Below are 26,790 nucleotides of genomic sequence, written 5' to 3' on the forward strand. Positions count from 1 at the left end.
ATATCACGGTGCGTGCCAGCGTTTTCACAACCAAGCCTATAAACGATGGGTATCCGAGTCGACGCCTTTATGGAGCTGACGGCGCTTTTCACCTACATGCTGACGCTTGCCGCGCTGACGCTGGCGCCTGGCCCCCTGGTGGCCGTGCTGGCGGCCCGCTCCGCCAGCCGCGACCGACGCGGGGCCTGCGCCATCGCGATCGGTATCTGTACCGGCGACATCCTGGTCATTGTGACGATCTGCGCCGGCCTGGGCTTCTGGCTCCAGGCGCACCCCGAAGTCTTCACCTCCGCCCGATATGCCGGTGTCGTATGCCTGCTCTGGATGGCAGCCCGAATGTGGCGCCAAGCGGCGGGGTCGGCGGAACATTCGCTACCAGCCGCCGGGCGCGCGGCCTCGTTTCTCACGGGCCTGGCGATCTGCCTCAGCAGCCCGCAGACCCTGGTGATGTATCTCGTGCTCCTGCCGCGCGTCGCTGACCTGACCGCGATGCACCTGCAGGATGCGCTCTACTTGATCCTTGCCACCCTGGGTGCCCTGTTCGGCGTCTTTGTGTTGATCATCTGGCTGGCGGGCAGCCTGCAACGCGCCCTGCACTCCTCCAGCACCGTGCGCCTGTGGGGGCGTGGCATGTCGCTGACGGTCGCGCTGTCGGCGATCTGGCTGTTCGTGGCATGAGCCTGTTCGTGGCATGAGCCGCTTAGGGACATGATCCCCTTGCGACATGAGCAAAAACGCCCGTCTAGGCGCCACTCCGCCAGTGCCAGCAGCACCCGTAACGCCAGCGACCGGCATCGCTGCCGGCCGCAGGGTGGGTCAGGCCGGGTGGGCAACGGTGGGCTCTTCGCGATGCTCGCCCCGACGCGCCCCAGCATCCTCCGTCTGGAAGCGGCGCATATGGCCATCGCGCTCCGCGGCGATATGCCAGGAGAACGCCTCCTCCAGGCAATGCGGCGTATGGCCCCCACGCTGGCAGGCGTGCTCGAAATAACGACGCAGCGCCGGACGATACCGCGGATCCGCACACTGATCGATCAGACGCGCCGCCCGCTCGCGCGGCGCCAGGCCACGCAGGTCGGCCAGGCCGTGCTCGGTGACCACCACATCCACGTCATGCTCGGTATGGTCCACATGGCTGGCGAAGGGCACCACGCTGGAGAGGTCCCCCTCCTTGGCCACCGACTTGGTGACAAAGATCGACAGCTGGGCATTGCGCGCAAAGTCACCGGAGCCCCCGATGCCATTCATCATCCGGGTGCCGCCCACATGGGTGGAGTTGACGTTCCCGTAGATATCCACCTCCAGCGCCGTGTTGATGGCAATGATGCCCAGACGGCGCAAGATCCCTGGATGGTTGGACAGCTCCTGGGGCCTCAGGACCAGACGGTCGCGGTAGGCATCCAGGTTGCCCCATACCCGCTTGCCACGCGCTTCGGTGAGCGTGATCGAGCACCCCGAGGCAAAGTCGAGCTTGCCGGCATCCAGCAGGTCGAAGGTGGAGTCCTGCAGCACTTCGGAGTACATGGTCAGGTGGTCGAAGGGGCCCTCGGCCAGCCCGCTCATCACCGCATTGGCCATGGTCCCGATGCCCGCCTGGAGCGGCAGCAGAGAGGGCGTCAGGCGCCCTATGCTCACCTCGTCGGCAAAGAACTCGATCAGATGGTCGGCAATGCGTCGGGTATCGGCATCCGGCGGCAGCAGGGTCGAGGGGCTGTCCTTGCCGTGTGTCACCACGATGGCGGCAATCTTTCCCGGATCGATCGGAATATAGGGCGTGCCAATGCGCGAATCCGGCGCGACCACCGGAATCGGGGGACGCGTGGGCCGCATCTGCGGAATGTAGATATCGTGCAGGCCCTCCAGCTCGGCGGGCGCGTCAAGGTTCAGCTCGATGATCACCTTGTCGGCGAGAATGGCGTAGCTGGCCGAATTCCCCACCGAGGTGGTGGGCACGATGCCGCCCTCCTCGGTAATGGCGCAGGCCTCCACCACCGCCACATCGATCTCGGCGAGCTGGCGGTTGCGCAACAGCTCCACGGTCTCGGAGAGGTGCTGGTCGATGAACATGACCTCCCCCGCATTGATGGCGCGGCGCAGGGTCGCGTCAACCTGGAACGGCATGCGACGCGAGAGCACCTTGGCATCGGTGAGCAGCTTGTCCAGGTCATTGCCCAGCGAGGCGCCGGTCATCAGCGTGATCGAAAGCGGATCCTGACGGGCACGCTCGGCCAGGGCGCGCGGTACCTCTTTCGCTTCTCCCGCGCGGGTAAAGCCGCTCATGCCCACCGTCATGCCGTTCTCGATCAGGGCAGCCGCCTGCTCGGCCGAGCACAGCCTCTCCTTCCAGCCGGCCCAGCGGCAACGCGCTTCAATGCGGGGCGTGTCGAGCTTGTCCAAGGTCGTCTCCTCGTCGTGATTGGCCTGCGAGCCGAGTAAAATGCATCACGATATGATAAGACCCTTTTCCCCATTAGCAACCTAAGCATAAGTCTGATCGGGTTGATCTGGATCAAGCAATGAAGCCGCGTCACTCGCCCGTTGCCACGCCGGTGGCCGCCAGGCATCAAGGCCCTTCGCCAGATCGGGGGCATCGTGTGCTCGGAGTTCAACCGCGTCGGCCCTTATGCCCCTCGATGACAGGCGCTGTCGCCGATCTCCTACGGCAGACGGCCATCGACTGGGCAATGCTTGTCGTAGCCCTGCCGATGTCGAGGCCCTCATGACCCGCCGCGCCCGCCGGAACGGCAAAGGTTGCGCCGCCAGCCGTCACTCCTGCCCGGCGGCCTCGTACGCCTCCAGGGCCTGGGTCAGGATCTCACGCGCCTCGCTGGCATCGCCGAAGCCGTTGAGCTCGATGTCGCCCCCGTCCGGCAGGTCCTTGTAAACGCGGAAGAAGGCATTCAGGCGCTCGACCTCCATGCTCGGCAGATCCTCCATGCCATCGATATCGGCGTAGGTGGGGTCAACGTCGTCGGCGGGCACGGCGATGATCTTGTCGTCGGCTTCGCCGTCATCGACCATGCGCAGCACGCCGATCGGCTTCACCTTGATCACCGCACCGGGATAGATGGGGTCCCGGGTGATCACCAGGGCATCCAGCGGGTCGCCATCGCCGCCGGCCGAGCTGGTGATCGAGCCGTAGTTGGCCGGATAGCGCACCGGCATCGACACATAGCGATCGACGATCAGCTGGCCCTGGTCGGCATTGATCTCGTACTTGGTAAAGCCGCCGGCCGGAATCTCGTTGACCACATGGAAGGTCGTCGGCGCATTCTCGGTCTGCGGGTAATCGAACACGTTCTGGGCCTGGGCGGCGCTGCTCAGCAGGCTAGCCGCCAGCAGCGGCAGGACGATGGGCTTGATCATGAGGCTATCCTCGAGGACGGAAAGGCTGGGGTAACGCTCCCCTACCCTAGCCAGCCGGCATGACCCCTCGATGACAAGTGCTCTCGCCGTTCTCGTTCGGCAGGCGGCCATCGGCCGGGAAATGGGGCTGGGAAAGGGGGGCTGTCCTCGATTAGCCCGCGGATTAGCCGACACGTGGAACACCAAAACGCCAGCAGGCCGCCGATCATCGATCGGCGGCCTGCTGGGATCTTGCCTCACCCCGGCCCGTGGGCCGGGTTAACACCACTTCAGGCTTGCTTGGCGCCCTTGGGTGCGGCTTCCTTGACGGCCTTGCTGGCGGTCTCGGTTGCGGACTCGGTAGCCTGCTGGGCGCTTTCCTGGGCCTGCTTGACGCTGCTCTCGGTCAGCTTCTGGCTCTCCTGGACGAACTCCTGCTGCAGGGCCACGGCCTTCTCGGCATCGCCCTTCAGGCGCTCGGTCAGGTCCTTGGCAACCTCTTGCTGGCCTTCCAGGTAGTTCTTGAAGCCTTCGGCGTCCTTGACCTCGGCCAGGTTGCGCAGCTGTGCCAGGCCGGCATCGCTGTAGGCCTTGGTGGCGTCGAGCTGGGCGTTGACCAGCTTCTCGGTGACGTCGATGGACAGCGCAGCGAAGGCGCGGGCCGGGGCGAAGAAGGTCTCGAGTTGAGCGGTGTCAAACTGCTTGGTGTCAAAGGAGAATACGTTGGTCATGGTGGGAACCTCCTGGGTTCTGAATGCCACGGAACGGGCGATCCCCGTCCTGATGCCCTGCACGATAGCAGCCATTTTTGTGCAGTGCAACATAACGATTTTGATAACCGCGGCGCGTCGACAAGCGCCGGGGGCCTGTCTCTCCCCCCTGCGACCGGTACGGGCCGGCATGAGGGGCCATCCCAGGGAATGAGGGTCTGTCCCCGGTTAGTAACAGACGCTGTCGCCGATCTCCTACGGCAGCCGGCCATCGACTGGGCAATGCTTGTCGTAGCCCTGCCGATGTCGAGGCCCTCATGACCCGCCGCGCCCGCCTGCTGCTGCCCGCTACCCCACTGCACCTCATCCAGCGGGGCAACAACCGCAGCGTCTGCTTTGCCGATAGCGACGACTGCCTGGCCTACCTCACGCTGCTGGAGGAGGTCAGCCGCGCCTGCGGCGTGGCGATCCACGCCTATGTGCTGATGACCAACCATGTGCACCTGCTGGCCACGCCGGCGGGGGATCCCCAGGCGATCAGCGCCATGATGAAGCGGATCGGCCAGGTCTATGTGCAGCGCTTCAACCGCCGCTACCGGCGCACCGGCACCCTCTTCGAGGGACGCTTTCGCTCCTGCCTGGTGGGCGAAGCCCGCTACCTGCTCGCCTGCCACGCCTATATCGAGCTCAATCCGGTACGGGCCGGCATGGTGACCCATCCGGGGGAGTACCGCTGGTCGAGCTATGCCGCCAACGCCCAGGGCAGCCCCGACCCGATCATCACGCCCCATGCGGTGATCCGGGAGTTGGGCCGCTCTCACACCGAGCGCCAGCAGGGCTATCGCGAGCTGTTTCGTGAGCACCTGGCAGAGGGCCTGGTCGACGAGATCCGCCAGGTCACCCACAGCGGGCTGGTGCTGGGCACGCCCCGCTTCCAGCAGCAGGTTGCCGAACTGCTGGGCCGGCGCACCGTGCGCAGCACCCCGGGGCGCAAGCCCAGGCCACCACCGGAAGATGTGGAGTAAAGGAAGGAAAGGGAAAACAACAACGCCAGCGGCCGGCATTTCTGCCGGCCGCTGGTGGGTTCAGGCTAGGGGGGAATGGGGGCCTGTCACCGATTAGCCCGCTTGTGGAATCGTGGTTTAAAAACTACAATTGCATCATGCTCGATATCAAGCAGACGGATACGTTCCGTAAGTGGGAACGCAAGCTTCGTGATCAACGCGCCAAGGCCATGATCGCGGCACGTGTTTTTCGCTTGGCCAATGGCTTGCCAGGTGACATCAAGCCGGTAGGAAACGGCATCAGTGAACTGCGCATCCACTACGGCCCCGGATATCGGATTTACTTCAAGAAGCGCGGTAACGACATCATCATCCTTCTGTGTGGCGGCAATAAAAGCAGCCAGCAAGTGGATATCGAAGCCGCCAAGCGTCTGGCATCAGAGTGGGAGGCGTCATGACCGAGAAGCTTTACGACTACGATCCGGCGGCTGCCCTGGAAAGCGAAGAGGCGATTGCCGTTTTCCTGGCCGATGCCCTGGAAACGGGGGATTCGGCTTATATCGCCAAGGCAATGGGCGTCGTGGCCCGCGCCAAGGGCATGACGGAACTGGCCCGTGAAACTGGGCTCTCCCGCGAGCAGCTTTACCGCTCATTCAGTGAGCAAGGCAACCCCACGCTCAAGACGATGCTTGCGGTAATGCGCGCGCTGGGCGTCGATCTCACCGCACGCCCCCACGAACCAGCCGCCTGAGGAAGCAGGCAGCGAGAGGCGAGCAGAAGCCCACCAACGCCAGCGGCAGGCATTTCTGCCGGCCGCTGGGTGGTTCACTCATAGACATCCTTGCGATGGGCCGCTCGGACCACGAGCACCACCAGTCTGTCATCCTGAATCTGGCAGATGATGCGGTAGTCTCCCACGCGGTAACGCCGGAACTCCGTCAACTCGCCTCTCAAGGGTTTGCCCAGCTGGCGCGGATGCTCCAGAGCCACCACCCGCTCTTCCAGGTAGGCACGAATGCGCCGGCGGTGTTGAGGGTCGATCTTCTTGAAACTCTTTGCCGCCGAGGCCAGATACTCAACCTTCCAGGTCACGCCAGAACGCCTCGGAGGTCATGACGCGATCCCGGCCCTGGCGAAGCTGCTCAAGCGCATGCTCGGCCAGATAGGCATCTTCCAGCTCGTCGAGATGCTCAGCGATCAGCTTACGCAGGTAAAACGTCTTGGAGCGCCCTGTCGCCCGGGCCAGGTGGGCCAGGCGTGCCTCGATATCCGGATCCAGGCGGAGACTGATAGGCATGATGCGCACCTCTTGTGATACATGCGATCAATGTATCGCAGCTTGATAGAAAACGCCAGCGGCCGGCATCTCTGCCGGAGGGTCGAGGGTCGAGGGTCGAGGGTCGAGGGTCGAGGGTCGAGGGTCGAGGGTCGAGTGGGAAATGGGGGTCTGTCCCCGATTAGCCCTCTGGATTCTGGATTAGCCCTCTGTGGAAAGGGAAGCAAAAACGCCAGCGGCCGGCATCTCTGCCGGCCGCTGGTTGGTTCAGGCTAGGTGGGTAAGGGTAATGGGGGTCTGTCCCCGATTAGCCCTCGATTAGCCCCTCAAGCATTCATGCTTCGGGGAACGATAAATCTGCGTCAGAATTTCTTGCAGTTCTGAAAGTTACCGTTGTACCAGCAGCAAGATCAGCCTCAATATCAGCAAAAGCTAAAGTGGTGCCAGCAGAGTCGGTGCAAACATCACTAAAAGTGTAAGAATCATCAGTATCGTTAACAGTTTCGTTTGCAACAGCAATCGTACGAGCATTAGAAAGCTCGGTACGACATGCATTTTCTTCTGCGCGATCCAGATAATCTCCATACTGCGGAATCGCAATCGCCGCCAGAATCCCGATAATCGCCACCACGATCAGCAGCTCGATCAGGGTAAAACCGCCCTGCGCCTTGTTCCGCTGGGTCATTTGCTTCAATTCTTTCATCGTCCTGTCCCTTACTCGTTCGTTCCGCCGTGGCGCGTCTGGCATGTGCCTTCTTCTGCCGCCCGTGCGGGTTTACGTTGGTGCCAAAGCTCTCGAGGTCGTCATCGCGCTGCAAGCAGCGCTCCCACGAAGGCCCATGCCCTGCCACCGGTTCGATACAACCTGCCTGTCGCGCGTCCCATCCCTGTGGGTCTTGCTCCATGCTCGCCGACCCTACGCTTACATTAAATTACGTTTTGCAACCCTGCAAGCAGTATTGTAGCCGACAGCCGCCAGGCTAGCAGGGTTTCATGCTAACGAATGAGCCACACTGCGGACAAAAGGTTGAATTGGCGTGGTCCCGTGCTGGGCGCAGGGTGCCACCAGGGGCTAGAATCGACACAGCCCACGCGCTCCCGCTGCATCTTTCCTGCGACACCATGAGGCGCCATGAACGACTACCGTCCCCCCTCTGCCGAGAGCCCGCCGCCCGCGCCGGAGCCGTCGCCCTCGCCGCTGCATGGGGCCACCCAGCGCGGCGGGCTGCGCGGGCTGGCCCGGCGCCTGGTGGCCGATGGCCTGCTTGGCGAGGCGGCGGCGGTGCGTGCCGAGAGCGAGGCCCGCGAGGCGGAGATGTCGCTGCTCGAGCATCTGATCGAGGCGGGCATGGTGCCGGCGCGCAAGGCCACGCTCACCGCCGCCTGGGAGTATGGCCTGCCGATCCTCGACCTGGACGCCATCCGCCTGGAAAGCCTGCCGCCGGCGGCGGACTACCCGGACAAGATCCTGCGCCGGCTGAAGGTGCTGCCGCTGGTGCGCCACGGCCACCGGCTCACCGTGGCGGTGCCCTACCCCTCCACGCTGGCGATGCTCGACGAGCTGCAGTTCGCCACCGGCCTCACGCCGGAGGGGGTGCTGGCCCCGGTGGACCAGCTCGGCCCGGTGCTCGAGACCTACCTGGCGCGCAACGAGCGCAGCATGCTCGACGAGCTGGCCAACGTCGACGACGCCGTGGGCGAGCTGGCCTATGACGAGGGCGTGGTGGACGCCACCGACGAGCAGGCGGCCGTGGCCGCGGCCGGTGACGACGCGCCCATCGTCAAGTTCGTCAACAAGATCCTGCTGGATGCCATCCACCGCGGCGCCTCGGACATCCACTTCGAGCCGTATGAAACCAGCTACCGGGTGCGCTTTCGCATCGACGGCATCCTCCACGACGTGGCCCACCCGCCCTTCGCCATGCGCTCGCGCATCTCGGCGCGCCTCAAGGTGATGTCGCGGCTGGATATCTCGGAGCGCCGCCTGCCCCAGGATGGCGCCATCAAGCTCAAGCTCTCCACCACCCGCTCCATCGACTTTCGCGTCAACTCGCTGCCCACGGTGTACGGCGAGAAGGTAGTCCTGCGGATTCTCGATCCCAGCTCGGCCCAGATGGGCATCGAGCAGCTGGGGTTCACCCCCGAGCAGCGCGCCATGTACGAGGCCGTGCTCGACGACCCCCAGGGCATGATCCTGGTCACCGGGCCCACCGGCAGCGGCAAGACGGTCTCCCTCTATACCGGCATCAATATCCTCAACCAGGTGGAGCGCAACATCTGCACCGCCGAGGACCCGGTGGAGATCAAGGTGCCGGGGGTCAACCAGGTGAACGTGTTGCCCAAGATCGGCCTGACCTTCGCCAGCGCCCTGCGCGCCTTCCTGCGCCAGGACCCGGACGTGGTGATGGTCGGCGAGATCCGCGACCTGGAGACCGCCGAGATCGCCGTCAAGGCCTCGCAGACCGGCCACCTGGTGCTCTCCACCGTGCACACCAACTCGGCGGCGGAGACGCTGACGCGCCTGGCCAACATGGGCGTGGCGCCGTTCAATATCGCCAGCTCCGTGAGCCTGATCATCGCCCAGCGCCTGGCGCGGCGGCTCTGCAAGCGCTGCAAGCAGCCGGCGGACATCCCCCGGGAGGTGCTGCTGCAGCAGGGCTTTACCGAGGAGGAGGTCGCCGGCGCCACCATCTATGAGCCGGTGGGCTGCAAGCACTGCACCCAGGGCTTCAAGGGCCGGGTGGGCATCTACGAGGTGGTACCGATCAGTGATGCCATGAGCCACCTGATCATGACCCAGGGCAACTCCCGGGACTTCGACACCCAGGCACGCAAGGAGGGCCACCCGGACCTGCGCCGCAGCGGGCTCTTGAAGGTGATGCAGGGACTGACCAGCCTGGCCGAGATCAACCGGGTGACCAAGGACTAGTGAGAGCGGCCAAGCGGCCAAGCGGCCAAGCGGCCAAGCGGCCAAGAAAAGCTAGACAGATCGGGATCATAAAAAAACCGGTGGGAGCGAACGGGCCTGGTGTTCCGGCTTGCTGCGCCATGGCGGATGCCTAACGCATCTGGTCGCGCCAAGCGAGCAGTAAACTGCATTCCCACCAGATACTTTTGCCTAGCGGCTGGCGGAGCTCTTAAGCAGCCAGGGTATCTTGGCAGCTTGGCGCTTGGCAGCTTGGCTGCTCAACCACAACGCAGGGATGGGACTATGAACATGGCAACGAAGCCCATGCGCAAGCACCAGAAGGTGAAGCTCTATCGCTGGCGCTGGACGGGCATGGGACCCAATGGTCGCAAGGTCGCCGGCGAGATCGTCGCCACGAAGCGGGTGGAGGTGGAAACCATCCTCGCCGGCCAGAACATCGTGGCCAAGCGGATCCGCCGCAAGAGCGGCATCGGCAGCGGCATGGGCACGATCAAGCCGCGGGACATCATGCTCTTCGCCCGCCAGATGGCGACCATGATCCGCGCCGGGGTGCCGGTGCTGCAGGCCTTCCAGGTGGTGGCCGAGAGCCTCAAGAAGCCGGCGATGAGCGCCCTGGTGCAGGAGCTGATGAACGACGTGGCGGCCGGCGCCAGCTTCTCCGAGGCCCTCAGGCGCCATCCCCAGCACTTCGACCGGCTGTTCGCCAACATGGTGGAGGCCGGGGAGCAGTCCGGCTCGCTGGACCGCATGCTCGAGCGCGTGGCGGCCTACAAGGAGAAGATGGAGTCGCTCAAGAGCCGGGTGAAGAAGGCGCTCTGGTACCCGGCGGCGGTGATCTCGGTGGGCGTCGGCGTGACGGCCCTGCTGCTGATCAAGGTGGTGCCGCAGTTCGAGAGCCTCTTCCACGGCTTCGGCGCCGAGCTCCCCGCCCCGACCCGCATCACCATCGCGCTCTCGGAATTCGCCCAGCAGTACTGGTGGTGGGGGGTGCTGGGCCTGGTGGCCTTCATCTTCTTTGTACGCACTGCCATGAAGCGCTCCGAGGCCTTTCGCTACCGCATGCATCACCTGGCCCTGCGCATTCCGGTGATCGGCGACATTCTCGACAAGTCCTCGGTGGCGCGCTACTCGCGAACGCTTGCCACCACCTTCGGCGCCGGCGTGCCGCTGGTGGAAGCGCTGGAGACCGCGCAGGGGGCGGCAGGCAACCTGGTGTATGAGCGCGCCATCGCCCAGATTCGCGAGGACGTGTCCAGCGGCCAGCAGCTCAACTTCGCCATGCGCATGACCGAAAAGTTCCCGGCGCTGGCGGTGCAGATGGTGGGCATCGGCGAGGAGGCCGGCTCGCTGGACGCCATGCTCAACCGGGTGGCGGACTACTACGAGGAGGAGGTCGACAACAAGGTGGATACCCTCACCTCGCTGCTCGAGCCCTTCATCATCGTGGTGCTGGGGGTGCTGGTCGGCGGCCTGGTGATCTCGATGTACCTGCCGATCTTCGAGCTGGGGAGCGTAATCTGACAGGGCCGAGGGGCAAGGGCCGAGGGCCGAGGACCGAGCGCCGAGCGCCGAGCATGATGGTGCTCGCGCCCCACTATGGCAACAATGGAAAACCTCCAGCAGAGTAATCGGCTGGAGGTTTTTCTTGGCTGCTTGGCTGCTTGGCTGCTTGGCTGCTTGGCCGCTCGGCGCTGCTCCCCCTCAATCGTGAATCCACACTGGCGTGCCCGGCTGGGCGATCTCGAACAGCGCCAGCAGCTCGCTATCGCGAACACGGATGCAGCCATGGGAGCGGGCCACGCCCATGGGCTCGCTGGGCGGGGTGCCGTGCAGGTAGATGAAACGCCGCTGGGAGTCGACGTTGCCGCCGCGGTTGCGGCCGGTCTCCAGGCCGCTGAGCCAGAGGATGCGGGTGAGGATCCAGTCGCGGCCCGGGTGCTCGGCGGCCAGGGCCTCGCTGTAGACCTCACCGGTGGGCCGGCGGCCGCGGTAGACGGTACCCGGCGGGTTGCCGGCGCCGATGGCGGCTCGCACATGGTGCCAACCCAGCGGCGTGGCGCCGCTGCCCTCCTCCTCCCCGGTGCCGTTGGCGGCCGTGGAGACCTCGCAGGCCCATTCGACCTCGCGCCCCCGCCAGACGCTGAGCCGCTGGGCGGTGGTATCGATCTGAAGCCACACGCCCTCCTCCGGCGGCAGCTCGGTGAGCAAGGGCGTGCGCATCAGCTGGCCACGCGCGGGGCCGGGGTGGGTTCGGGCAGCGGCGCGTTCATGGCCGCTACCACCACCGGGCGCAGGCGACGCACCAGGTCGCGCACGCCGACGTGCTCACCGTAGTCCTTCTCGGCGATGTCGCGCAGCGCATCCAGGCCGGAGAGGGTGAAGATCACCGTGCCCAGCATGAAGTGCAGCCGCCAGAAGCGCTCGGCATCGGGCAGCTCCGGGGTGGCCAGGCGCACCAGCTCGGTGAAGCGGGTAAAGACGCTGCCATACTCTTCCTGGATGTAGCGGCGCAGGTGCCCCTGGGCCTGGCTGTAGGCGAGCCCCAGCAGGCGCATGAACACCTTGAGGCTGTTGCGCTCCGCCGGCACCTCGAGCACGCTGCGCGCCATGGTCTCCAGCAGTTCCTCCAGCGGGATGATCTCGCCCGCATGGGCCGCCTCGAGCTCGTCGAGGGCGGCATGGAAGCGTACCGTGAAGGGGTCGAGGTAGCGCGCGAACACCGCCTGGATCAGCGCCTTCTTGGAGCCGAAGTGGTAGTTGACCGCCGCCAGGTTGACCTTGGCCTTGCTGGTGATATTGCGCAGCGAGGTCTCGGCGAAGCCACGTTCGGCGAACAGCACCTCGGCGGTATCGAGGATGCGCGTGACGGTGTCGGGCTGCTGGGCCATGGGCAACGGCTCCATGTCATTGGAAACAATTGTTTGAATATGCCGCGAGTGTATGACAGCCAAGGGCGTGGCTCAATGCCGCAGGGGGCGGGGTGTTTGAAACGGGGGTGCCGAGCGCCAAGCTGCCAAGCTGCCAAGCTGCCAAGCTGCCAAGCTGCCAAGCTGCCAAGCTGCCAAGCTGCCAAGCTGCCAAGCAAATTCTCAGCATTGTCGTTTTTGCTTCAAGCTCGTATTGGGAACGTTACAGTCGGTGCCCTCGTTCTGCTCGGCGCTCGGTGCTTGGCCGCTCGGCGCTCAATCCTTGGCCGCTCGGCGCTCGGCGCTTGGCTTGCTTGGCTGCTGCCCTCGCTTTTACTGGACAGAAAAACATGCTGTATACTTGATCAGACGCGTGGCGAGGCGCTCGCCACCCCCTGGTATCCGACCCTGGAGGTCCCATGAGTCGTTCCCTCACGGCCCGGCAGCAGAACGTGTACGACTTCATCGTCAAGACCATGAATGAGCTGGGCTACCCGCCGACCCGGGCGGAGATCTCCCGGGCGCTGGGGTTCAAGTCCGCCAATGCCGCCGAGGAGCACCTGCGTGCCCTGGAGCGCAAGGGGGCAATCAAGGTGATTCGCGGCACCTCGCGCGGCATCCGCCTGCCCGCCCAGGAGCCTGAGGCCGCCAACGACGAGGGGCTGGACGAGCCGGCCCAGGGCCTGCCGATCATCGGCGAGGTGGCCGCCGGCAGCCCGATCCTGGCCGCCGAGCACATCGACCGCTACTGCCCGCTGCCCCCGGAGTACTTCACCCCGCGGGCCGACTACCTGCTGCGGGTGCGTGGCCTCTCCATGAAGGATGCCGGCATCCTCGAGGGCGACCTGCTGGCGGTGCACCGCACCGAGCGCATCCGCGACGGCCAGATCGTGGTGGCGCGCCTGGAGGACGAGGTGACCGTGAAGCGCTTCCATCGCCAGGGCCATGTGGTCACCCTGGAGGCCGAGAACCCCGACTTCGCGCCCATCGAGGTGGACCTGCGCCATGACCCGCTGGAGATCGAGGGCATCGGCGTGGGTGTGATCCGCGGCGGCAGCGGCCAGGCGCTCTGAGCGACGCCGGCTGCCCCTCGCCCCATGACCGAGCGCGCCCGCAAGATCCTCCACGCCGACTGCGACTGCTTCTTCGCCGCGGTGGAGATGCGTGACAACCCCGCCCTGCGCGACATCCCGCTGGCCATCGGCGGCTCGCGGGAGCAGCGCGGGGTGATCGCCACCTGCAACTACCCCGCGCGCACCTACGGCATCCACTCCGCCATGCCCACCGCCCGGGCACTGCGCCTCTGCCCCCACCTGACACTGATGCGCGGCCAGTTCGAGAAGTACCGCGAGGTCTCGCGGCAGATCCAGGACGTCTTCCACGAGCTCACCCCGCTGGTGGAGCCGCTCTCCCTTGACGAGGCCTTCCTGGATGTCACCGAGGTGGAGGGGTTTCGCGGTAGCGCCACCTGGATGGCCCAGTGGCTCAAGGAGGAGTGCTACCGGCGCACGGGTATCACCGTCTCGGTGGGCGCGGCGCCGTCGAAGTTCCTGGCCAAGATCGCCAGCGACTGGGAGAAGCCCGATGGCCTGACGGTGATCCCGCCGGAGCAGGTCGATGCCTTCGTGCGCGACCTGCCGGTCAAGAAGCTTCACGGCGTGGGGCCGGCCACCGGCGCCAAGCTCGATGCCATGGGCATCGCCACCTGCGCCGAGCTGCGTGAGCTACCCATCGAGCGCCTGCTGGACGAGTTCGGCAAGTTCGGCCGTCGGCTCTATGAGCTCTCCCGCGGCATCGACGAGCGCCCGGTTCGCGTCGAGCGCGAGCGCAAGTCGGTGAGCGTGGAGACGACCTTCGACCACGACCTGCCCGACCTCGACACGGCCAGCGCCGCCCTCGCCCCGCTCTGCGACAAGCTGCAGGGCCGCCTGGAGCGCCACGGCCACCCGCCGATGGCCGGGCTCTTCGTCAAGGTGCGCTTCGACGACTTCAGCCTCACCACCCTGGAGAGCCGCGGCCTCAGCCCCGATGCCGAAAGCTACTCCCGCCTGCTGGAACAGGCCTGGGCCCGCGCCCGCCGCCCGGTGCGCCTGCTTGGCGTCGGCGTGCGCCTGGTGCCAGAAGAAGCAAGGCAGCAGCTGGCACTGCCGCTTTGACAGGGCCGAGGACCGAGGACCGAGGACCGAGGACCGAGAAGCAAGGCTAATCCCTTCGGCCCTTGCCCCCTTGCCCCTCGGCCCTACTTGGTATCGATATACCGATGATCGTTGAAGGTGGCGACCCAGCCGGGGTGGTAGACCAGCAGGATGCTCATCAGCATGCCGGTGATGAAGGCCTCGGAGGGCATCAGCAGCGGCAGGAAACGGGCGTACTCCAGCGCCTGGCGCAGCGCCTCGGCGTCCGAGGCGCCGAGCGCCATCAGCCCCACGGCGGCGAGCCCTGCTGCCAGGGTGGCGAGCGCCGAACCGAAGAAGGCGCAGACGAACAGGAAGACCATCAGGTTGTCGGGCAGGCGCCGGTCGACCAGCCGCCAGACGATCCCCATCACCAGCGCCGGCACCACCCCGGTGACCAGCACGTTCACCCCCAGCAGCGACCACTCGATGCGCCCCAGGAGCACCATGGCGATATTGATCGCGGTGATCGAGAGCAGCGCCAGCGGCGCCTTGAAGACCAGGGTCAGCAGGGCGGTGAACATCAGGTGCAGGGTCAGCCAGTCCACCGCCTGGGCGCGCAGCTGCCAGAACAGCATCACCATCACGGTGGCGGCGAGCCAGCGGTGCTGCAGGGCATGGTCTTCGAGCAGTGAGACCCACGGCCGGCGGCTCAGCGCCAGGCCGACCATCGCCAACGAGACCAGGCCGCAGAGCCACAGCAGCCAGGGGGCGAGAACCGGCGCAGCAATGGTCATGGGGCCACTCCGTCAGGCAAGGACCAGCGGCAGGCAGCTGTGGTGGGACGGCAGTCGGGTGACATTAGATGATTCCGGGTTGCGGCTGAGACTGGAGGCAATAGTGTAGCCAAAACAGGGGCTTCGGGCACGCCCGGACCTGCGCCATGGATGTGACGGCGAGAGTCGACGTTGGAGGCCATCCTGGTTGGCGGCAAGAGGTAGCGGGGGGTACACCACAATACGGCTGGCCGTATGATTTGGGCTACAATGCAGCGGGAGAAAGCGGTGAAAAGCAGCGAACTCATCAAAGAGCTGGAAGCTGCTGGCTGGGTGCTGGATCGAATACGAGGCAGCCACCACGTTTTCAAACACCCCGACAGGCCCGGTGCCCTTCCTGTCCCATGCCCGAAGAAAGACTTGCCGAAAGGCACTGTCCACCAGATTCGCAAACAGGCGGGGCTTTCCTGACCCTGCGGAGGCACACGATGCAATATCCCATCGCTATCGAGTGGGGAGACGAGAACACCGCTACCGGCATCGTTTTCCCCGATATTCCCGGCGCCATCAGTGCCGGGGACACCCCGGAGGAAGCCTACGATAATGCCGTCGAGGCCGCCCATATCGTGCTGCAAGAGATGGTGGCCCGCGGCGAGCCCGTCCCCAAACCGGGCAGGATCGACGAACACCGCCGGAATCCGGACTTCGAGGGCTGGGGCTGGGGGATGATCGATATCGACCTGACCCCCTACCTGGGGAAAGCCGAGAAGGTCACCGTCACCCTGCCAGGCACGGTGCTCCGGCAGATTGACGAGTACGTGACGCTGCACGGCGTAAAAAGCCGGTCGACGTTTCTGAGCAACGCCGCGCTGGAGAAGCTGCGCCACCTATAGCGAACGAACGCCCTACCGTTAGAGAGAGATCGCCCGCGTTGACCTCGACGCGGACGAGCGGATCGTCACAAGATCACCTCACGCAAAGACCACGGTCTTGTTGCCGTGGATCAGCACGCGGTCCTCCAGGTGCCAGCGCAGGCCGCGGGCCAGCACCGCCTTCTCCACGTCCCGTCCGAAACGCACCAGGTCGCTGGGCGTGTGGCAGTGGCTGACCCGGTGGATGTCCTGCTCGATGATCGGGCCGGCATCGAGCTCCTCGGTGACGTAGTGGCAGGTGGCACCGATCAGCTTCACGCCGCGCTGGTGCGCCTGGTGGTAGGGCCTGGCGCCGGCAAACGACGGCAGGAAGCTGTGGTGGATGTTGATCATCCGCCCCTGGAAGCGCTCGCAGAGCGCGGGGGGCATGATCTGCATGTAACGCGCCAGCACCACGCAGTCGGCGTGGGCCTCGTCCACCAGCCGCTGCACCTCGGTGAAGGCGGCCTGCTTGTCGTCGGCCTTGACCGGCACATGGTGGTAGGTGATGCCGTGCCACTCCACCAGGCCACGCATGTCCTCGTGGTTGGAGATCACGCAGGCGATATCGCAGTCGAGCTCCCCCGCCGTCCAGCGATAGAGCAGGTCCACCAGGCAGTGGGTCTCCCGCGACACCATCAGCACCACCCGCCGGCGCTGGCGGGTATCGGTGAGCGCCCAGGTCATCTCGAATTCCTCGGCAACGGGCGCAAAGGCCTCGCGCAGCGCCTCCGGCGGCATGCCCACCGAGTCGGCGAGGATCTCGTAGCGCATGAAGAAGCGCCCAGCCTCCAGGTCGGAGTGCTGGCTCGCCTCGGTGATCGAGCCGCCGTGGCCGGCGATGAAGTTGGAGACCCTGGCGACGATGCCCAGGCGGTCGGGACAGGAAACCACCAGGCGGTAGTAGTGTGACATCGGATGATCCCGGATTGCGGCGATGGCTGGGGGCGACAGTGTAGCCAAAACAGGGGCTTCAGGCACGTGTGGCGCCGAACCGGTATGGTGACATCAATCCATCCACGACCGACATGAGGCACTGCGGCCGATGCTCAACACCCGCGCCCTCTCCTACCTGAGCGAAGTGATTCGTCGCGGCTCACTGCGCAAGGCGGCCACCTACCTCGGCATCGATGTCTCGGCCATCAGCCGGCAGATTCGCTACCTCGAGGAACAGCTCGACACCCGGCTGCTGGAACGCCACGCCGGCGGCATCAAGGTGACCGAAGCGGGGCGCCTGCTCGTCGATCATTACCATAGTCAGCAGGCGGCGGAAGACGCCGTGATCTCCCGCCTGTCGGCACTGCAGGGACTGGTCAGCGGCCAGGTCCGGATCGCGGTGGGCGAAGGCTTCATCGCCGACCTGATCTCCGCTCCCCTGCAGTCGTTCATGACCACCTACCCGGGGATCGAGCTGGAGGTGGTGATGGCCGGGGTCAACGAGGCCATGGCGCTGGTCAAGGATCGCGAGGTCGAGCTCGCCCTCCTCTATGCGCCCCCCGTCGACCCGCAGCTGACCTGCCATGTCGAGACGCGCCAGCCCCTGGACCTGATCGTCCCCAGCGACCATGAACTGGCCCATTTCCCGCGGCCGGTCGCCCTGCAGGACCTGGTGCGCTGGCCGATCGGCCTGATGGACAACCCCTTCGGCATGCGCCAGATGGTCAATGCCGTGGCCCACCAGGAGCGCATCTTCCTGCAGGCGCGCCTGCACACCAACTCGGTAGCCGTGTTGAAGAATTTCGTGCGCTCGGGCATCGGGGTGACCTTCATGCCCGAGTTGACCGTGGCCGAGGAGGTCCAGCAAGGGGATATCACTGTCCTGCCCATGGCCTATCCTGTGCTCAGCGATGCCCGGGCCCAGATCGTGAGCCTCACCGGCCGCGAGCTCACGGTGGCGGCGAAGGCCTGTCTGGAACACCTCTGCCAAGGGATGCGCTTCTTCAATGCCGATGCCCCGCGCCTGCTGGGCGCCAAGCGTTGATGTAAAAGCAACGCTTAAGGGTTTGATTAGTCAACGCAGCAACGCCTAGTCTGCTCATATACCGGCCGACAGGCCGGCCGTTCCGCCAACAACAACGCCCGGAGTCCAAACATGAACCCCACTCGATCGTTCGCCGTGTCTTCCCTTACCGCCGCCGTCCTGGCCGCGAGTCTGCTGGCCAGCCAGGCGCAGGCCGCCACGACCGTGGACCTGAGCTACAACGGCGCCCCGGATCCCGACAAGAACGCCGTGCATGTCTTCGCCACCAACCTCAAGGAGCTGGTCGAGGAAAAGACCGAGGGCGACATCGAGCTCAAGCTCTACCCCAACAGCATGCTGGGGGAGGAACAGGAGCGCATGGAGCAGACGATGAACAGCCCCAGCCTGAACATCGCCTCCTTCGCGGGCATGTCTCCCCTGGTGCCGGAAGTGTTTGTGAGCGCCATTCCCTTCCTCTTCGACGATTTCGAGTCGGCACGCACCTTCTTCGACGAAGGCCAGTACTGGCAGGCCGTCGAGGACGCCCTGCGCGAGCGCACCGGCGTGGAGCTGCTGGCCGTGGTCGAGGAAGGTGGCTTTCTGGCCTTCACCAACGACGAGAAACCCATCTCCTCGCCCAGCGACTTCGAGGGTCTGCGCTTTCGTGCCATGGACCCCAGCCAGGTCGCGCTCTATGAGGCCTTCGGGGCCTCCGGCACGCCGATTCCCTGGACCGAGGTCTACATGGCGCTCAAGACCGGCGTCGCCGATGGTCAGATGAACCCGCCGATGTACATCATCATGGGCAGCCTCTATGAGGTGCAGGACTACCTGACGCTGGCCAACATCCAGTACTCCGACCAGTTCCTGGTCGGCAACGGTGCGATGATCGACGGCTGGGACGAGACGACGCGCGAGGCCTTCATGGCGGCCGTCGAGGAGGCCAACCAGATGGCCCGCGAGCACAACGAGACCCGGGTCGACGAGCGCATCGCCTACCTCGAGGAGCAGGGCATGGAGGTGATCCGGCCCTCAGAGGAGGAGCTGGCCGCCTTCCGCGAGCAGGGCCAGCCGGCCTACCTGGAGTGGCTCGGCGAGCAGGACATTGATCCGTCCTTCATCGACATGGCACTCGAAGATGCCGGGATGAGCCACCTGGCCGAGTAAGCCACACCGTCCCTGAGACATCCGCAGTTCGGGCAGGGGGCTCCCCCCCTGCCCCATGACAGATGGCATCCCTCCATGACGTTATCGAACTCTCGCGTGCTGGCCATCAGCCGGTCCGTGTCACTCACTATTGCCAGCAGCCTGCTGCTTATCGATCTGGCGGTGATCCTCTTCGGCGTGTTCATGCGCTACCTCGCCGGCGGGGCACCCATCTGGACAGACGAGCTGGCCCGCTTCCTGATCATCGGCAGCGTGCTGCTCGGGGCCGGTGCCGTCTGGGTGGAGGGCGGCCACATGCGCGTCGCGCTGATCGAGCGCCTGCTGCCAGCGCCGCTCTGCCGCGTCCTTAACCTCTACCAGTGGCTCCTCACGCTTAGCATTGCCGTTGGCGCCGCCATCATCAGTTATCGCTATGCGATGTCCGTCTCGATGTTCACCAGCCAGGGGCTGGGCATCAGCAGAACCATTCCCATGCTCTCGGTGCCGATCGGCTTCGCGCTGCTGGCCTGGCATGCCCTGTGGCATGGTCCGGCACCCCTCAAGACGCTCACGGAGGACCCCGCATGACCTTGACCATGCTGGCCGTCTTCCTGGTGCACGTCCTGCTGGGCTTGCCGCTATTTATCTCACTACTTGCCACGGCAGTGGTGGGCTTTCTGTTCGTCGATCCCGCCATGATCCCGCGCATGATGCCCCAGCAGTTCTTCGGCGGCATCAATGCCTTCTCGCTGATGGCCATTCCGCTGTTCATCCTGGCCGGCAACCTGATGAACGTGACCCGGCTGACGGACCGACTCATGGCCTTCGCCAAGCTGCTGGTCGGCCACCTGCGCGGCGGCATGGGCCATGTCAACGTGGTCTCCAGCATCTTCTTCGCCGGCGTGAATGGCTCCGCAGTGGCCGATACCTCGGCGCTGGGCTCGCTGCTCGTGCCGCCCATGCGCAAGGAGGGCTACTCCACCGCCTTTGCCGCGGGCCTCACGGCCGGCAGCTCGCTGATCGGGCCGATCATCCCGCCCAGCATCTTCATGATCCTCTACGCCTCGCTGACCAATACCTCGGTGGGTGACCTGTTTCTTGCCGGCGTGATCCCGGGCTTGCTGCTGGGCCTGGCGTTCATGACCATGAACGCCTGGTATGCCTGGCACAAGGGACTGGAAAAGCGCGGCGGACTCCCCTCTCGCCGGGAGCTGGTGGTCACGGCCCTGGGCGCCCTGCCCGCGCTGGTGGCACCCTTCATCATCGTCTCGGGGATCGTCATGGGCTTCGTGACGCCCACCGAGTCCGGGGCCCTGACGGCGCTCTACGTGGCGGCGTGCGGCCTGGCGCAGGGCAATCTGCGCCTCGCCGACTTCTGGAAGGCCATGGTCGACACCACGCGCCTGACCTCCGCGATCTTTTTGATCATGGCCGCCTCGGCCACCATCAGCTGGCTGCTCTCCTATGCCCAGGTGCCCAACGAGTTCGTGGCGCTGCTGGCCCCCTACATCGAGCAGCCAGTGATTATCCTGCTGCTGCTGAGCCTGATCACCTTCGTCACCGGCATGTTCATGGAGGAGGTCTCGGCCCTGATGCTGCTGACGCCGATCTTCTCCCCCGTGGCCATGATGGCGGGCATCGACCCGGTACACCTGGGCATCATCATCACCTTGAACATCACCATTGCCCTGATTACCCCGCCGATGGGCGCCTGTGTATTCGTCGCGGCCGCAGTCAGTCGGCTCGAGATCACCTCGCTGTTTCGTACCATCTGGCCGTTCGTGGTGACGGCGATCCTGGTGCTGATCCTGCTGATCCTCTTCCCTTCCCTGACCCTCTGGCTACCGACCCAGCTTGGTTGACCTCATGGAGACCCTCGTGAACCGCTCCCTGCCATCACCCATCGACCGCCACCCCGACCCCGTCTGGTCGGTGGTGAGCCGCATCCCCATCACGGGCAGTGACGAGCCCCTGGTTCCCTTGAGCCTGGCACCGTCACCGATCAAGATCTTTCCGGTCTATGCCAAGCAGGATATTCCCGGGGCGGTCAACGAATGCTATGTCCGTGAAGGGGTCTACCGGCGGCTGCTGAAGGTGGCCCGCTCCCTGCCCGCCGAGTATGGGCTGGTGGTCCTGGACGGCTGGCGGCCCTGGCGCGTGCAGCAGTACCTCTTCGATACGCTGCAGGAGGCTATCCGCTCTCACCATCCCGAGCTCAGCGACGAGACGCTACTGGAGCGAACGCGGGAATTCGTTTCCGTGCCCAGTCGCGAGGCGAGCTCGCCAAGCCCCCACCTTACCGGCGGTGCCGTGGATGTGACCCTGAGCGATGCCGACGGGCTGCCGCTGGACATGGGCACCCTGTTCGACGAGGCCGTGCCGGCCTCCCACTCTGTCGCGCTGGAAGAGATTCCTCACCCGGACGCTCGACAGCGACAGGCCCGCGACAACCGCCGCCGCCTCTATGGCGCGATGCGGGAACAGGGCTTCACCAATTTGCCGAGCGAGTGGTGGCACTACGATGCGGGCGACCAGCTATGGGCCCATTACAGCGGCCATGCCCAGGCCCTCTATGGGCCGGCGGAGCTGGAGACCATTGAAAGCCGCTGGCGGCGACAGCTGTGAGCCAAGGGGCTGCTGCACCGCTGGCCTGACCGGAAGCCCCTGTAGCAAGCCCCATGACCCCTGGACGACTGCCGTCTCCTGAAGGCGTGTCGAAGCCACAGGGTGCTGGGGCGTCGGCTTTTCGGGGCCATCTCGGAGGATGCCGGGACCTGTGAGGCTCAGGACTGGCGCACGTAGCTGCCCGGGGCGTCTTCGAGGGGCGGAAAGCGCTCGCTGCCCATCGGGGGCGGCGAGGTCTTGGCGGACGAATGCGAGACCAGCCAATCCTGAAAGGCCGGCCACCAGGAGCCCTCGTGTTCCGAGGCAATCTGCTGCCAGGTTTCCGGGTCCAGGTAGGGCTCGCCCTGACGCTGGGTGCGCATCTGGAAACGCCGGTGTGGGTGCTGTGGCTCGCTGACAATGCCCGCGTTGTGTCCACCGTTGGTGAGCAGGAAGGTCACCTCCTCGGCATCGGTCAGCAGATGAATCTTGTAGACCGACTCCCAAGGGGCGACGTGATCCTTGGTCGTCCCCACCGCCAACACGGGCAATCGGATGTCCTGGATCGCAATGGGTCGATGATCCACCTGATAGCGACCACTGGCCAGGTCGTTGTTCAGGAACAGGGAGCGCAGGTAGTCGGAATGCATGCGATAAGGCATGCGCGTGATATCGGCGTTCCAGGCCATGAGTGCATTCATCGGCTGCCGCTTGCCCAGCAGGTAGTCATGCACCATGCGCGACCAGATCAGGTCGTTGGAACGCAGGATCTGGAAGGCGCCGGCCATCTGATAGCCGTCGAGGTAACCCTGGTCCCACATCATGTTCTCGAGATAGGACACCTGGCTCTCGCCGACGAATAGCATCAGCTCGCCCGCCTCGGTGAAGTCCACCTGGGTGGCCAGGGTGGTGAGCGAGGCTAGTCGCTCGTCACCGTCACGCGCCATGCCCGCCGCGGCAATCGACAGCAGGGTCCCGCCCAGACAGTAGCCCAGGCCATGCACCCTGGGCTGGCCGGTAATCGCGGTCACCACGTCCAGTGCCGCCATGGGGCCAAGCCGGCGATAGTCTTCCAGGCTCAGGTCGCGATCCTCCGAGTCCGGATTGCGCCAGGAGATCATGAATACCGTATGACCCTGATCCACCAGGTATTCCACCAGCGACTTGCCGGGGGCCAGGTCGAGCACGTAGTACTTCATGATCCAGGCCGGCACGATCAGCACCGGCTCGGCATGGACCTGTGACGTCGTGGGCGAGTACTGGATCAACTCGATCAACCGGTTACGATAGACCACCTTGCCGGGAGTGACGGCCAGGTTCTCGCCGATAGAGAATCGCTCGGCGCCTATCGGCGGCTTGCCCGAGATGTTGCGTTCCCAGTCCTCGAGGAGGTTCTGCCAGCCATCCACCAGGTTCATGCCGCCTGACTGCAGCGTGGCCGAGATCACCTCCGGATTCAGCCAGGGCAGGTTGGATGGCGACCAGTGGTCCAGCAGCTGACGGGTCATGAAGTTGACCACCCGTTCGCGAGGCGGGGACAAGCCCTCGACATCGGTCGTGGCGTTGTGCCACCACTGCTGGGTCAGCAGAAAGGACTGATAAATGACGTTGTACGGCCACTGCTGCCACGCCTCATCCGCGAAACGCTTATCCTGCGCCATGGGCTGGATACAGGGGCTGGCCCCCGGGTCGCTGGCGACACGACTGACGTAATGGCCCAGACGCAGGCTCTTGCGCAGGGCCTTCTCGCTCAACTCTACCTGCTTGCCCGGCGACAGTGCGAGGTGCGCCAGCCATTCGAAGTAGACGCTGACGACCCCCGCCGGGGTGATGCCCGCGGTCATCCGCGCCAGGTTCGCCTTGAAGGCGCGGTCGAGGGCATGGGTGGGATAGAACCCCGGATTCGGCCGTTCCTGCTCGGGCGGGGGTGGCGGACACGCAAGGTCTTCTGCGCCGCGGGATATCGTCCGACTCTCTTCGGTCATCGCCCTGCCCCCCTTCAACAACGAAAAATTGCCGCCAGCAGCGCCGTGATTCGCCTTCATGGCACTAACGCCCTTCAGCCTAGCAGATACTGCATCGCATCATGGTACGCCGTCGCCGTCCCGGACGGCAGCCCTCCTCCCCCGTGGGAACCGGTTGGGCCTCCCAGAGGAATTCGATAAGGCGTTCCAGGGGCATGGGACGCGTAAAATTCACGGGAAGTGACAAGCCCCTGGTGCCGTTGAGCCTGGCACCGTCCCCGATCAAGATCTTCCGGTCTATGAAGTGGACCTCATCCTTCGGACCATCTGGCAGGTCATCAAAGCTCGGATCGTGTCATCATCGGCGTCATACCGACAGGATGCCCAGGCGTTTCCAATGCGCGAGCTCCCTACCCTTCAGCCGCCACCAGCGTTCGCGCAATCGACAGGAGCCGTTCGTCCTGCCAGCGGTCGGCGATCAGCTGCACGCCCACCGGCAGCCCTTCTTGCCCCGTGTTCAGCGGCAGGTTGAGACACGGCACGCCGAGCAGCGTCCAGGCTCGGCAATAGATGGGGTCGCCGGTGGCATCCAGCCCTTGCGGGGCAACCCCCGGGGCGCTCGCCGCCAGGATCACGTCAACCTCATCGGCAAATACCCGCGACAGCGCCTCTCGGCACGCTTCGGCCACCAGCAGGGAGGCCCGATAGTCGGCATAGGAGGTCGCCAGTCCCTCCTCGATCAGCTCGACCAGCCTGGCCCCCATCTCCTCGCCATGCCGCTGAAACTCACTGGCCAGCGACTGCGCCGCCTCGTAGGCCAGCACCACCTGGTGATGCCTGACGAGATCGTCATAGCGGGTATCCAGGTGCAAGGCACACACCCGGGCACCGGCCTGCTCCAGGCGACGGGCGGTGCTGGACAGGGCCTGCGCGACATCGGGATCGAGCGGCCTGTCGCCCGGCAGGCTGTGCAACCCGACGCGAATCCCGCCGAGATCGGGCAGCGCCTCGATGGAATCAGCGCGGGTCAGGGCCGTGAAAGCCGTGCAGATGTCCTCGATGTGTCGGGCCAACCAGCCCAGCGTATCCATCGAGGGCGCGAAGGCCTTGATCCCCGAGAAGGACACCGTATTGAGGGTAGGCTTGAAACCGAAAACGCCACAGTAGCTCGCCGGACGGATGATGCTTCCGGCCGTCTGGGTGCCCAGGGCAAGCGGCACCATGCCGGCCGCCACGGCCGCGGCGGAGCCACTGGAGGAGCCGCCCGGGGTCCGCGAGAGATCATGCGGGTTGCACGTCTTGCCGGGTGTGAAGTAGGCAAACTCGGTAGACACGGTCTTGCCGAGCGGCATGGCCCCCTGGCGTTTGAGCAGGGTGACCACGGCAGCATCCACGACGGCCCCCGGCGAGACGAGATAGCCGCCGGTCCCCCAGGTGGTCGGCATGTCGACGGTATCGATGATGTCCTTGATACCCACCGGCACCCCGCGCAAGAGCTGCCCGGTACCCGGATGGGCTGCGCTCGACGTCGGTTGCATGAGGCATTCCCAGGCCTGGACATCCGCCTCACGCGCCTCGACCCGCGCCTGGCAGGCATGCCACCAGGCAAGCTCCCCACATTCGCCTCGGGCCACCCGGGCCCGGAAGGCGTCTATGGTGTCGTCGACACTGTCGGTCATGCCTGCTCTCCTCTCTGCGCTATAGGTCACCGGCTGCCGTGGCCAGATCACTCTGCTATCGCGGGGCCGGCGGGGCACCGAGGAGGTCCAGGCTATTGCCCAGATGCTCCTCGATGGCCTGGCCGATGGCCAGCAGCCGCGCGTCCTGCCAGGGCCCGGCCAGCACCTGCAACCCCACCGGCATGCCGGCATCATCCTTGCCCACCGGCAATGTCAGCCCGCACAGCCCCATGAAGTTGCCCACCACGGTATTGCGCAGGGCCTGCATGTTGGCCCTGGCATAGGCTCCGTCTGGCTCGAGGCTCTCCAGGGTGGGCGGCGTCAGGGTCACGGTCGGGGTCAACAGGGCATCGACACGGGTCAGACACTCGGCGGCGCTTGCCGACAGCGACTTGAGCACGTCACAGCGACGCACATATTCCCAGCCGGGGATATCGTCGGCTGCCTTGACTCGGGCCGCCACATTGGGATCCAGGCCCTCGATGGCCTCCGGCAACTGAGTCTTGAGGAAGGCGGCCAGCTCGACCGCCGCCAGCCCGCCCTGCTGGAACAGAGTGAAGAGCTCATCCGTGCGGGGCAGATCAAGGCGCACGATGCGAGCCCCGGCGGCCTCGAGGTGGCGAATGGCGGCCTGAACGGACTCGGCGATGCCCGGGCTGCACTCCTCCCAGAAATAGGCCTCCGGAACACCGAAGGTCAGGTCGGCGAGTGACGGGCGTGCCGGCATGCTGCTGGATCGGATCGTCAGGGAGGGATCCAGCGCCTCGAAGGCAAAGGCCAGATCGTCGACACTGCGGGCGAGCAAGCCCGGCGTATCCAGCGTGGCTGACAATGGCACGATCTGTGACGTGGACCAGCGCCCGACCGTTGTCTTGAGACCTGCCACACCCGTCATCGCGGCAGGCACACGTACCGAGCCTGCCGTGTCCGTTCCCAGTGCCAGACTGGCCGTGCCGTTGACCAGCGACACCCCGGCACCGGCACTGGACCCACCGGGTGTCCGATGATGAACCTGGTCCCAGGGATTGCGGGGCGCCCCCCAGTGGGCATTGGTGCCCAGACCGCCGAAGGCGAACTCCACGGTATGGGTCTTGCCCATCACGCTGGGCAACTGCCGCAGCAGCGCCGAGACCATGGGACCGGGCGCCTCCCAGTGACGCGGCAACCGCTGAGCGGATCCGGCATAGGTCGGCAGCCCCGGTACTGCATAGATATCCTTGATCGACACCGGCACGCCCATCAGCGGCCCCGTATCACCGCCACTGGCCAGCACGCGATCGGTGGCCCTGGCCGTCTCCAGGGCGACCTCGCCATTCCAGGTCAGGTAGGCATGATCCCGCTGGCCGCGGTTTCTATTGGCCTCCACCGAGGCCTCGGCCAGGGCGGTGGCGGTGAGCTTGCCGCTGCGAAGCCCGGCATGCTGTTCGCGCAGCGGGCGCATCAGGGGTGAATCCGTCATGGCGTGA

28 protein-coding genes are annotated in these 26,790 nt (G+C 65.4%); 15 read left to right on the forward strand and 13 right to left on the reverse strand.

What is annotated here, in order from left to right; genetic code table 11:
• Positions 1-69 precede the first annotated feature (69 nt).
• Positions 70-678 carry a LysE family translocator gene (locus P8934_RS10285; RefSeq protein WP_278030948.1) on the forward strand — a complete coding sequence of 203 codons (609 nt, stop codon included), beginning with the start codon at positions 70-72 and terminating at the stop codon, positions 676-678.
• Between the two features lie 138 nt (positions 679-816).
• Here P8934_RS10285 and P8934_RS10290 read toward each other — a convergent pair whose 3' ends face one another.
• The 3 genes from P8934_RS10290 to P8934_RS10300 form a co-directional block, all read right to left on the reverse strand.
• Positions 817-2,397, reverse strand: coding sequence for an acetyl-CoA hydrolase/transferase family protein (locus P8934_RS10290; RefSeq protein WP_278030949.1), 1,581 nt, complete (start codon positions 2,395-2,397; stop codon positions 817-819).
• A gap of 369 nt (positions 2,398-2,766) precedes the next feature.
• The gene (locus P8934_RS10295; protein ID WP_278030950.1) at positions 2,767-3,366 is read right to left on the reverse strand and encodes an inorganic diphosphatase; all 600 of its coding nucleotides are present in this window, start codon (positions 3,364-3,366) and stop codon (positions 2,767-2,769) included.
• A 269-nt stretch (positions 3,367-3,635) separates the two neighbouring features.
• Positions 3,636-4,076: a phasin family protein gene (locus tag P8934_RS10300; protein ID WP_347403435.1), complete on the reverse strand. Its 441-nt coding sequence runs from the start codon at positions 4,074-4,076 to the stop codon at positions 3,636-3,638.
• A gap of 296 nt (positions 4,077-4,372) precedes the next feature.
• On the opposite strand from P8934_RS10300, the gene P8934_RS10305 reads away from it, so the two are divergent.
• The 3 genes from P8934_RS10305 to P8934_RS10315 all read left to right on the forward strand — a co-directional run bounded on the left by P8934_RS10305 (position 4,373) and on the right by P8934_RS10315 (position 5,810).
• On the forward strand, positions 4,373-5,080 hold the full coding sequence (locus tag P8934_RS10305) for a transposase (RefSeq protein ID WP_278030951.1): 708 nt from the start codon (positions 4,373-4,375) through the stop codon (positions 5,078-5,080).
• Positions 5,081-5,217: 137 nt separating this feature from the next.
• On the forward strand, positions 5,218-5,517 hold the full coding sequence (locus P8934_RS10310) for a type II toxin-antitoxin system RelE/ParE family toxin (protein WP_278030952.1): 300 nt from the start codon (positions 5,218-5,220) through the stop codon (positions 5,515-5,517).
• Positions 5,514-5,810, forward strand: a complete 297-nt coding sequence (locus tag P8934_RS10315; RefSeq protein ID WP_278030953.1) for an addiction module antidote protein — start codon at positions 5,514-5,516, stop codon at positions 5,808-5,810. The genes P8934_RS10310 and P8934_RS10315 overlap by 4 nt, the downstream gene beginning before the upstream one ends.
• 74 nt (positions 5,811-5,884) lie before the next feature.
• Here P8934_RS10315 and P8934_RS10320 read toward each other — a convergent pair whose 3' ends face one another.
• The 3 genes from P8934_RS10320 to P8934_RS10330 all read right to left on the reverse strand — a co-directional run bounded on the left by P8934_RS10320 (position 5,885) and on the right by P8934_RS10330 (position 7,038).
• Positions 5,885-6,151, reverse strand: coding sequence for a type II toxin-antitoxin system RelE/ParE family toxin (locus P8934_RS10320; protein WP_278030954.1), 267 nt, complete (start codon positions 6,149-6,151; stop codon positions 5,885-5,887).
• On the reverse strand, positions 6,135-6,356 hold the full coding sequence (locus P8934_RS10325; RefSeq protein ID WP_278030955.1) for a TraY domain-containing protein: 222 nt from the start codon (positions 6,354-6,356) through the stop codon (positions 6,135-6,137). Before P8934_RS10325 ends, P8934_RS10320 begins: the two co-directional genes overlap by 17 nt.
• A 313-nt stretch (positions 6,357-6,669) precedes the next feature.
• The gene (locus P8934_RS10330) at positions 6,670-7,038 is read right to left on the reverse strand and encodes a prepilin-type N-terminal cleavage/methylation domain-containing protein (RefSeq protein WP_278030956.1); all 369 of its coding nucleotides are present in this window, start codon (positions 7,036-7,038) and stop codon (positions 6,670-6,672) included.
• 429 nt (positions 7,039-7,467) lie between these two features.
• Here P8934_RS10330 and pilB point away from each other — a divergent pair, with 429 nt between their 5' ends.
• Together pilB and P8934_RS10340 are read left to right on the forward strand one after the other, a co-directional pair.
• The gene (pilB, locus tag P8934_RS10335; RefSeq protein ID WP_278030957.1) at positions 7,468-9,264 is read left to right on the forward strand and encodes a type IV-A pilus assembly ATPase PilB; all 1,797 of its coding nucleotides are present in this window, start codon (positions 7,468-7,470) and stop codon (positions 9,262-9,264) included.
• Positions 9,265-9,552: 288 nt separating this feature from the next.
• The gene (locus tag P8934_RS10340; RefSeq protein WP_278030958.1) at positions 9,553-10,785 is read left to right on the forward strand and encodes a type II secretion system F family protein; all 1,233 of its coding nucleotides are present in this window, start codon (positions 9,553-9,555) and stop codon (positions 10,783-10,785) included.
• A gap of 180 nt (positions 10,786-10,965) precedes the next feature.
• Here P8934_RS10340 and P8934_RS10345 read toward each other — a convergent pair whose 3' ends face one another.
• Positions 10,966-11,484: a L,D-transpeptidase gene (locus tag P8934_RS10345; protein ID WP_278030959.1), complete on the reverse strand. Its 519-nt coding sequence runs from the start codon at positions 11,482-11,484 to the stop codon at positions 10,966-10,968.
• Complete coding sequence (locus tag P8934_RS10350) at positions 11,484-12,152, reverse strand: TetR/AcrR family transcriptional regulator (RefSeq protein WP_278030960.1); 669 nt, start codon at positions 12,150-12,152, stop codon at positions 11,484-11,486. Before P8934_RS10350 ends, P8934_RS10345 begins: the two co-directional genes overlap by 1 nt.
• A 437-nt stretch (positions 12,153-12,589) precedes the next feature.
• Between P8934_RS10350 and lexA the strand changes: the two genes are divergently transcribed.
• Together lexA and dinB are read left to right on the forward strand one after the other, a co-directional pair.
• Complete coding sequence (gene lexA / locus P8934_RS10355; protein ID WP_133633777.1) at positions 12,590-13,243, forward strand: transcriptional repressor LexA; 654 nt, start codon at positions 12,590-12,592, stop codon at positions 13,241-13,243.
• Between the two features lie 24 nt (positions 13,244-13,267).
• Positions 13,268-14,326 (forward strand): DNA polymerase IV, encoded by a 1,059-nt coding sequence (gene dinB / locus P8934_RS10360; protein WP_278030961.1) that lies wholly within the window; start codon positions 13,268-13,270, stop codon positions 14,324-14,326.
• 83 nt (positions 14,327-14,409) lie between these two features.
• On the opposite strand, the gene P8934_RS10365 is transcribed toward dinB, so the two are convergent.
• Complete coding sequence (locus P8934_RS10365; protein ID WP_278030962.1) at positions 14,410-15,081, reverse strand: energy-coupling factor ABC transporter permease; 672 nt, start codon at positions 15,079-15,081, stop codon at positions 14,410-14,412.
• A 267-nt stretch (positions 15,082-15,348) separates the two neighbouring features.
• Here P8934_RS10365 and P8934_RS10370 point away from each other — a divergent pair, with 267 nt between their 5' ends.
• A complete protein-coding gene (locus P8934_RS10370; RefSeq protein WP_278030963.1) occupies positions 15,349-15,531 on the forward strand; it encodes a type II toxin-antitoxin system HicA family toxin in 183 nt (60 codons plus the stop codon).
• Positions 15,532-15,548: 17 nt separating this feature from the next.
• Positions 15,549-15,953: a type II toxin-antitoxin system HicB family antitoxin gene (locus P8934_RS10375; protein ID WP_133633763.1), complete on the forward strand. Its 405-nt coding sequence runs from the start codon at positions 15,549-15,551 to the stop codon at positions 15,951-15,953.
• Positions 15,954-16,031: 78 nt separating this feature from the next.
• Here P8934_RS10375 and purU read toward each other — a convergent pair whose 3' ends face one another.
• Positions 16,032-16,886: a formyltetrahydrofolate deformylase gene (gene purU / locus P8934_RS10380; protein WP_278030964.1), complete on the reverse strand. Its 855-nt coding sequence runs from the start codon at positions 16,884-16,886 to the stop codon at positions 16,032-16,034.
• Between the two features lie 130 nt (positions 16,887-17,016).
• Between purU and P8934_RS10385 the strand changes: the two genes are divergently transcribed.
• From P8934_RS10385 to P8934_RS10405, 5 genes are all read left to right on the forward strand, one after another.
• Positions 17,017-17,952, forward strand: a complete 936-nt coding sequence (locus tag P8934_RS10385; RefSeq protein WP_278030965.1) for a LysR family transcriptional regulator — start codon at positions 17,017-17,019, stop codon at positions 17,950-17,952.
• Between the two features lie 111 nt (positions 17,953-18,063).
• Entirely contained in the window at positions 18,064-19,098 is a 1,035-nt protein-coding gene (dctP, locus tag P8934_RS10390; RefSeq protein WP_278030966.1) for a TRAP transporter substrate-binding protein DctP, read from the forward strand.
• Between the two features lie 75 nt (positions 19,099-19,173).
• Positions 19,174-19,665 (forward strand): TRAP transporter small permease, encoded by a 492-nt coding sequence (locus P8934_RS10395; RefSeq protein WP_278030967.1) that lies wholly within the window; start codon positions 19,174-19,176, stop codon positions 19,663-19,665.
• Complete coding sequence (locus P8934_RS10400; protein ID WP_278030968.1) at positions 19,662-20,939, forward strand: TRAP transporter large permease; 1,278 nt, start codon at positions 19,662-19,664, stop codon at positions 20,937-20,939. The genes P8934_RS10395 and P8934_RS10400 overlap by 4 nt, the downstream gene beginning before the upstream one ends.
• A gap of 16 nt (positions 20,940-20,955) precedes the next feature.
• Positions 20,956-21,702: a M15 family metallopeptidase gene (locus P8934_RS10405; RefSeq protein ID WP_278030969.1), complete on the forward strand. Its 747-nt coding sequence runs from the start codon at positions 20,956-20,958 to the stop codon at positions 21,700-21,702.
• A gap of 158 nt (positions 21,703-21,860) precedes the next feature.
• On the opposite strand, the gene P8934_RS10410 is transcribed toward P8934_RS10405, so the two are convergent.
• The 3 genes from P8934_RS10410 to P8934_RS10420 form a co-directional block, all read right to left on the reverse strand.
• Positions 21,861-23,666: an alpha/beta fold hydrolase gene (locus P8934_RS10410; protein WP_278030970.1), complete on the reverse strand. Its 1,806-nt coding sequence runs from the start codon at positions 23,664-23,666 to the stop codon at positions 21,861-21,863.
• Positions 23,667-24,055: 389 nt separating this feature from the next.
• Positions 24,056-25,324 (reverse strand): amidase, encoded by a 1,269-nt coding sequence (locus P8934_RS10415; protein WP_278030971.1) that lies wholly within the window; start codon positions 25,322-25,324, stop codon positions 24,056-24,058.
• Between the two features lie 55 nt (positions 25,325-25,379).
• Positions 25,380-26,783: an amidase gene (locus P8934_RS10420; protein ID WP_278030972.1), complete on the reverse strand. Its 1,404-nt coding sequence runs from the start codon at positions 26,781-26,783 to the stop codon at positions 25,380-25,382.
• Positions 26,784-26,790 lie beyond the last annotated feature (7 nt).

The organism is Halomonas sp. CKK8 (assembly GCF_029625235.1).
Lineage (GTDB): Bacteria > Pseudomonadota > Gammaproteobacteria > Pseudomonadales > Halomonadaceae > Halomonas > Halomonas ventosae.

Coding starts and splice junctions, on each gene's coding strand:
- P8934_RS10285 (WP_278030948.1), top strand. CDS start 70: ATGGAGCTGACGGCGCTTTTCACCTACATGCTGACGCTTGCCGCGCTG.
- P8934_RS10295 (WP_278030950.1), bottom strand. CDS start 3,366: ATGATCAAGCCCATCGTCCTGCCGCTGCTGGCGGCTAGCCTGCTGAGC.
- P8934_RS10300 (WP_347403435.1), bottom strand. CDS start 4,076: ATGACCAACGTATTCTCCTTTGACACCAAGCAGTTTGACACCGCTCAA.
- P8934_RS10305 (WP_278030951.1), top strand. CDS start 4,373: ATGACCCGCCGCGCCCGCCTGCTGCTGCCCGCTACCCCACTGCACCTC.
- P8934_RS10310 (WP_278030952.1), top strand. CDS start 5,218: ATGCTCGATATCAAGCAGACGGATACGTTCCGTAAGTGGGAACGCAAG.
- P8934_RS10315 (WP_278030953.1), top strand. CDS start 5,514: ATGACCGAGAAGCTTTACGACTACGATCCGGCGGCTGCCCTGGAAAGC.
- P8934_RS10325 (WP_278030955.1), bottom strand. CDS start 6,356: ATGCCTATCAGTCTCCGCCTGGATCCGGATATCGAGGCACGCCTGGCC.
- P8934_RS10330 (WP_278030956.1), bottom strand. CDS start 7,038: ATGAAAGAATTGAAGCAAATGACCCAGCGGAACAAGGCGCAGGGCGGT.
- pilB (WP_278030957.1), top strand. CDS start 7,468: ATGAACGACTACCGTCCCCCCTCTGCCGAGAGCCCGCCGCCCGCGCCG.
- P8934_RS10340 (WP_278030958.1), top strand. CDS start 9,553: ATGGCAACGAAGCCCATGCGCAAGCACCAGAAGGTGAAGCTCTATCGC.
- P8934_RS10345 (WP_278030959.1), bottom strand. CDS start 11,484: ATGCGCACGCCCTTGCTCACCGAGCTGCCGCCGGAGGAGGGCGTGTGG.
- P8934_RS10350 (WP_278030960.1), bottom strand. CDS start 12,152: ATGGCCCAGCAGCCCGACACCGTCACGCGCATCCTCGATACCGCCGAG.
- lexA (WP_133633777.1), top strand. CDS start 12,590: ATGAGTCGTTCCCTCACGGCCCGGCAGCAGAACGTGTACGACTTCATC.
- dinB (WP_278030961.1), top strand. CDS start 13,268: ATGACCGAGCGCGCCCGCAAGATCCTCCACGCCGACTGCGACTGCTTC.
- P8934_RS10365 (WP_278030962.1), bottom strand. CDS start 15,081: ATGACCATTGCTGCGCCGGTTCTCGCCCCCTGGCTGCTGTGGCTCTGC.
- P8934_RS10375 (WP_133633763.1), top strand. CDS start 15,549: ATGCAATATCCCATCGCTATCGAGTGGGGAGACGAGAACACCGCTACC.
- purU (WP_278030964.1), bottom strand. CDS start 16,886: ATGTCACACTACTACCGCCTGGTGGTTTCCTGTCCCGACCGCCTGGGC.
- P8934_RS10385 (WP_278030965.1), top strand. CDS start 17,017: ATGCTCAACACCCGCGCCCTCTCCTACCTGAGCGAAGTGATTCGTCGC.
- dctP (WP_278030966.1), top strand. CDS start 18,064: ATGAACCCCACTCGATCGTTCGCCGTGTCTTCCCTTACCGCCGCCGTC.
- P8934_RS10395 (WP_278030967.1), top strand. CDS start 19,174: ATGACGTTATCGAACTCTCGCGTGCTGGCCATCAGCCGGTCCGTGTCA.
- P8934_RS10400 (WP_278030968.1), top strand. CDS start 19,662: ATGACCTTGACCATGCTGGCCGTCTTCCTGGTGCACGTCCTGCTGGGC.
- P8934_RS10410 (WP_278030970.1), bottom strand. CDS start 23,666: ATGACCGAAGAGAGTCGGACGATATCCCGCGGCGCAGAAGACCTTGCG.
- P8934_RS10415 (WP_278030971.1), bottom strand. CDS start 25,324: ATGACCGACAGTGTCGACGACACCATAGACGCCTTCCGGGCCCGGGTG.
- P8934_RS10420 (WP_278030972.1), bottom strand. CDS start 26,783: ATGACGGATTCACCCCTGATGCGCCCGCTGCGCGAACAGCATGCCGGG.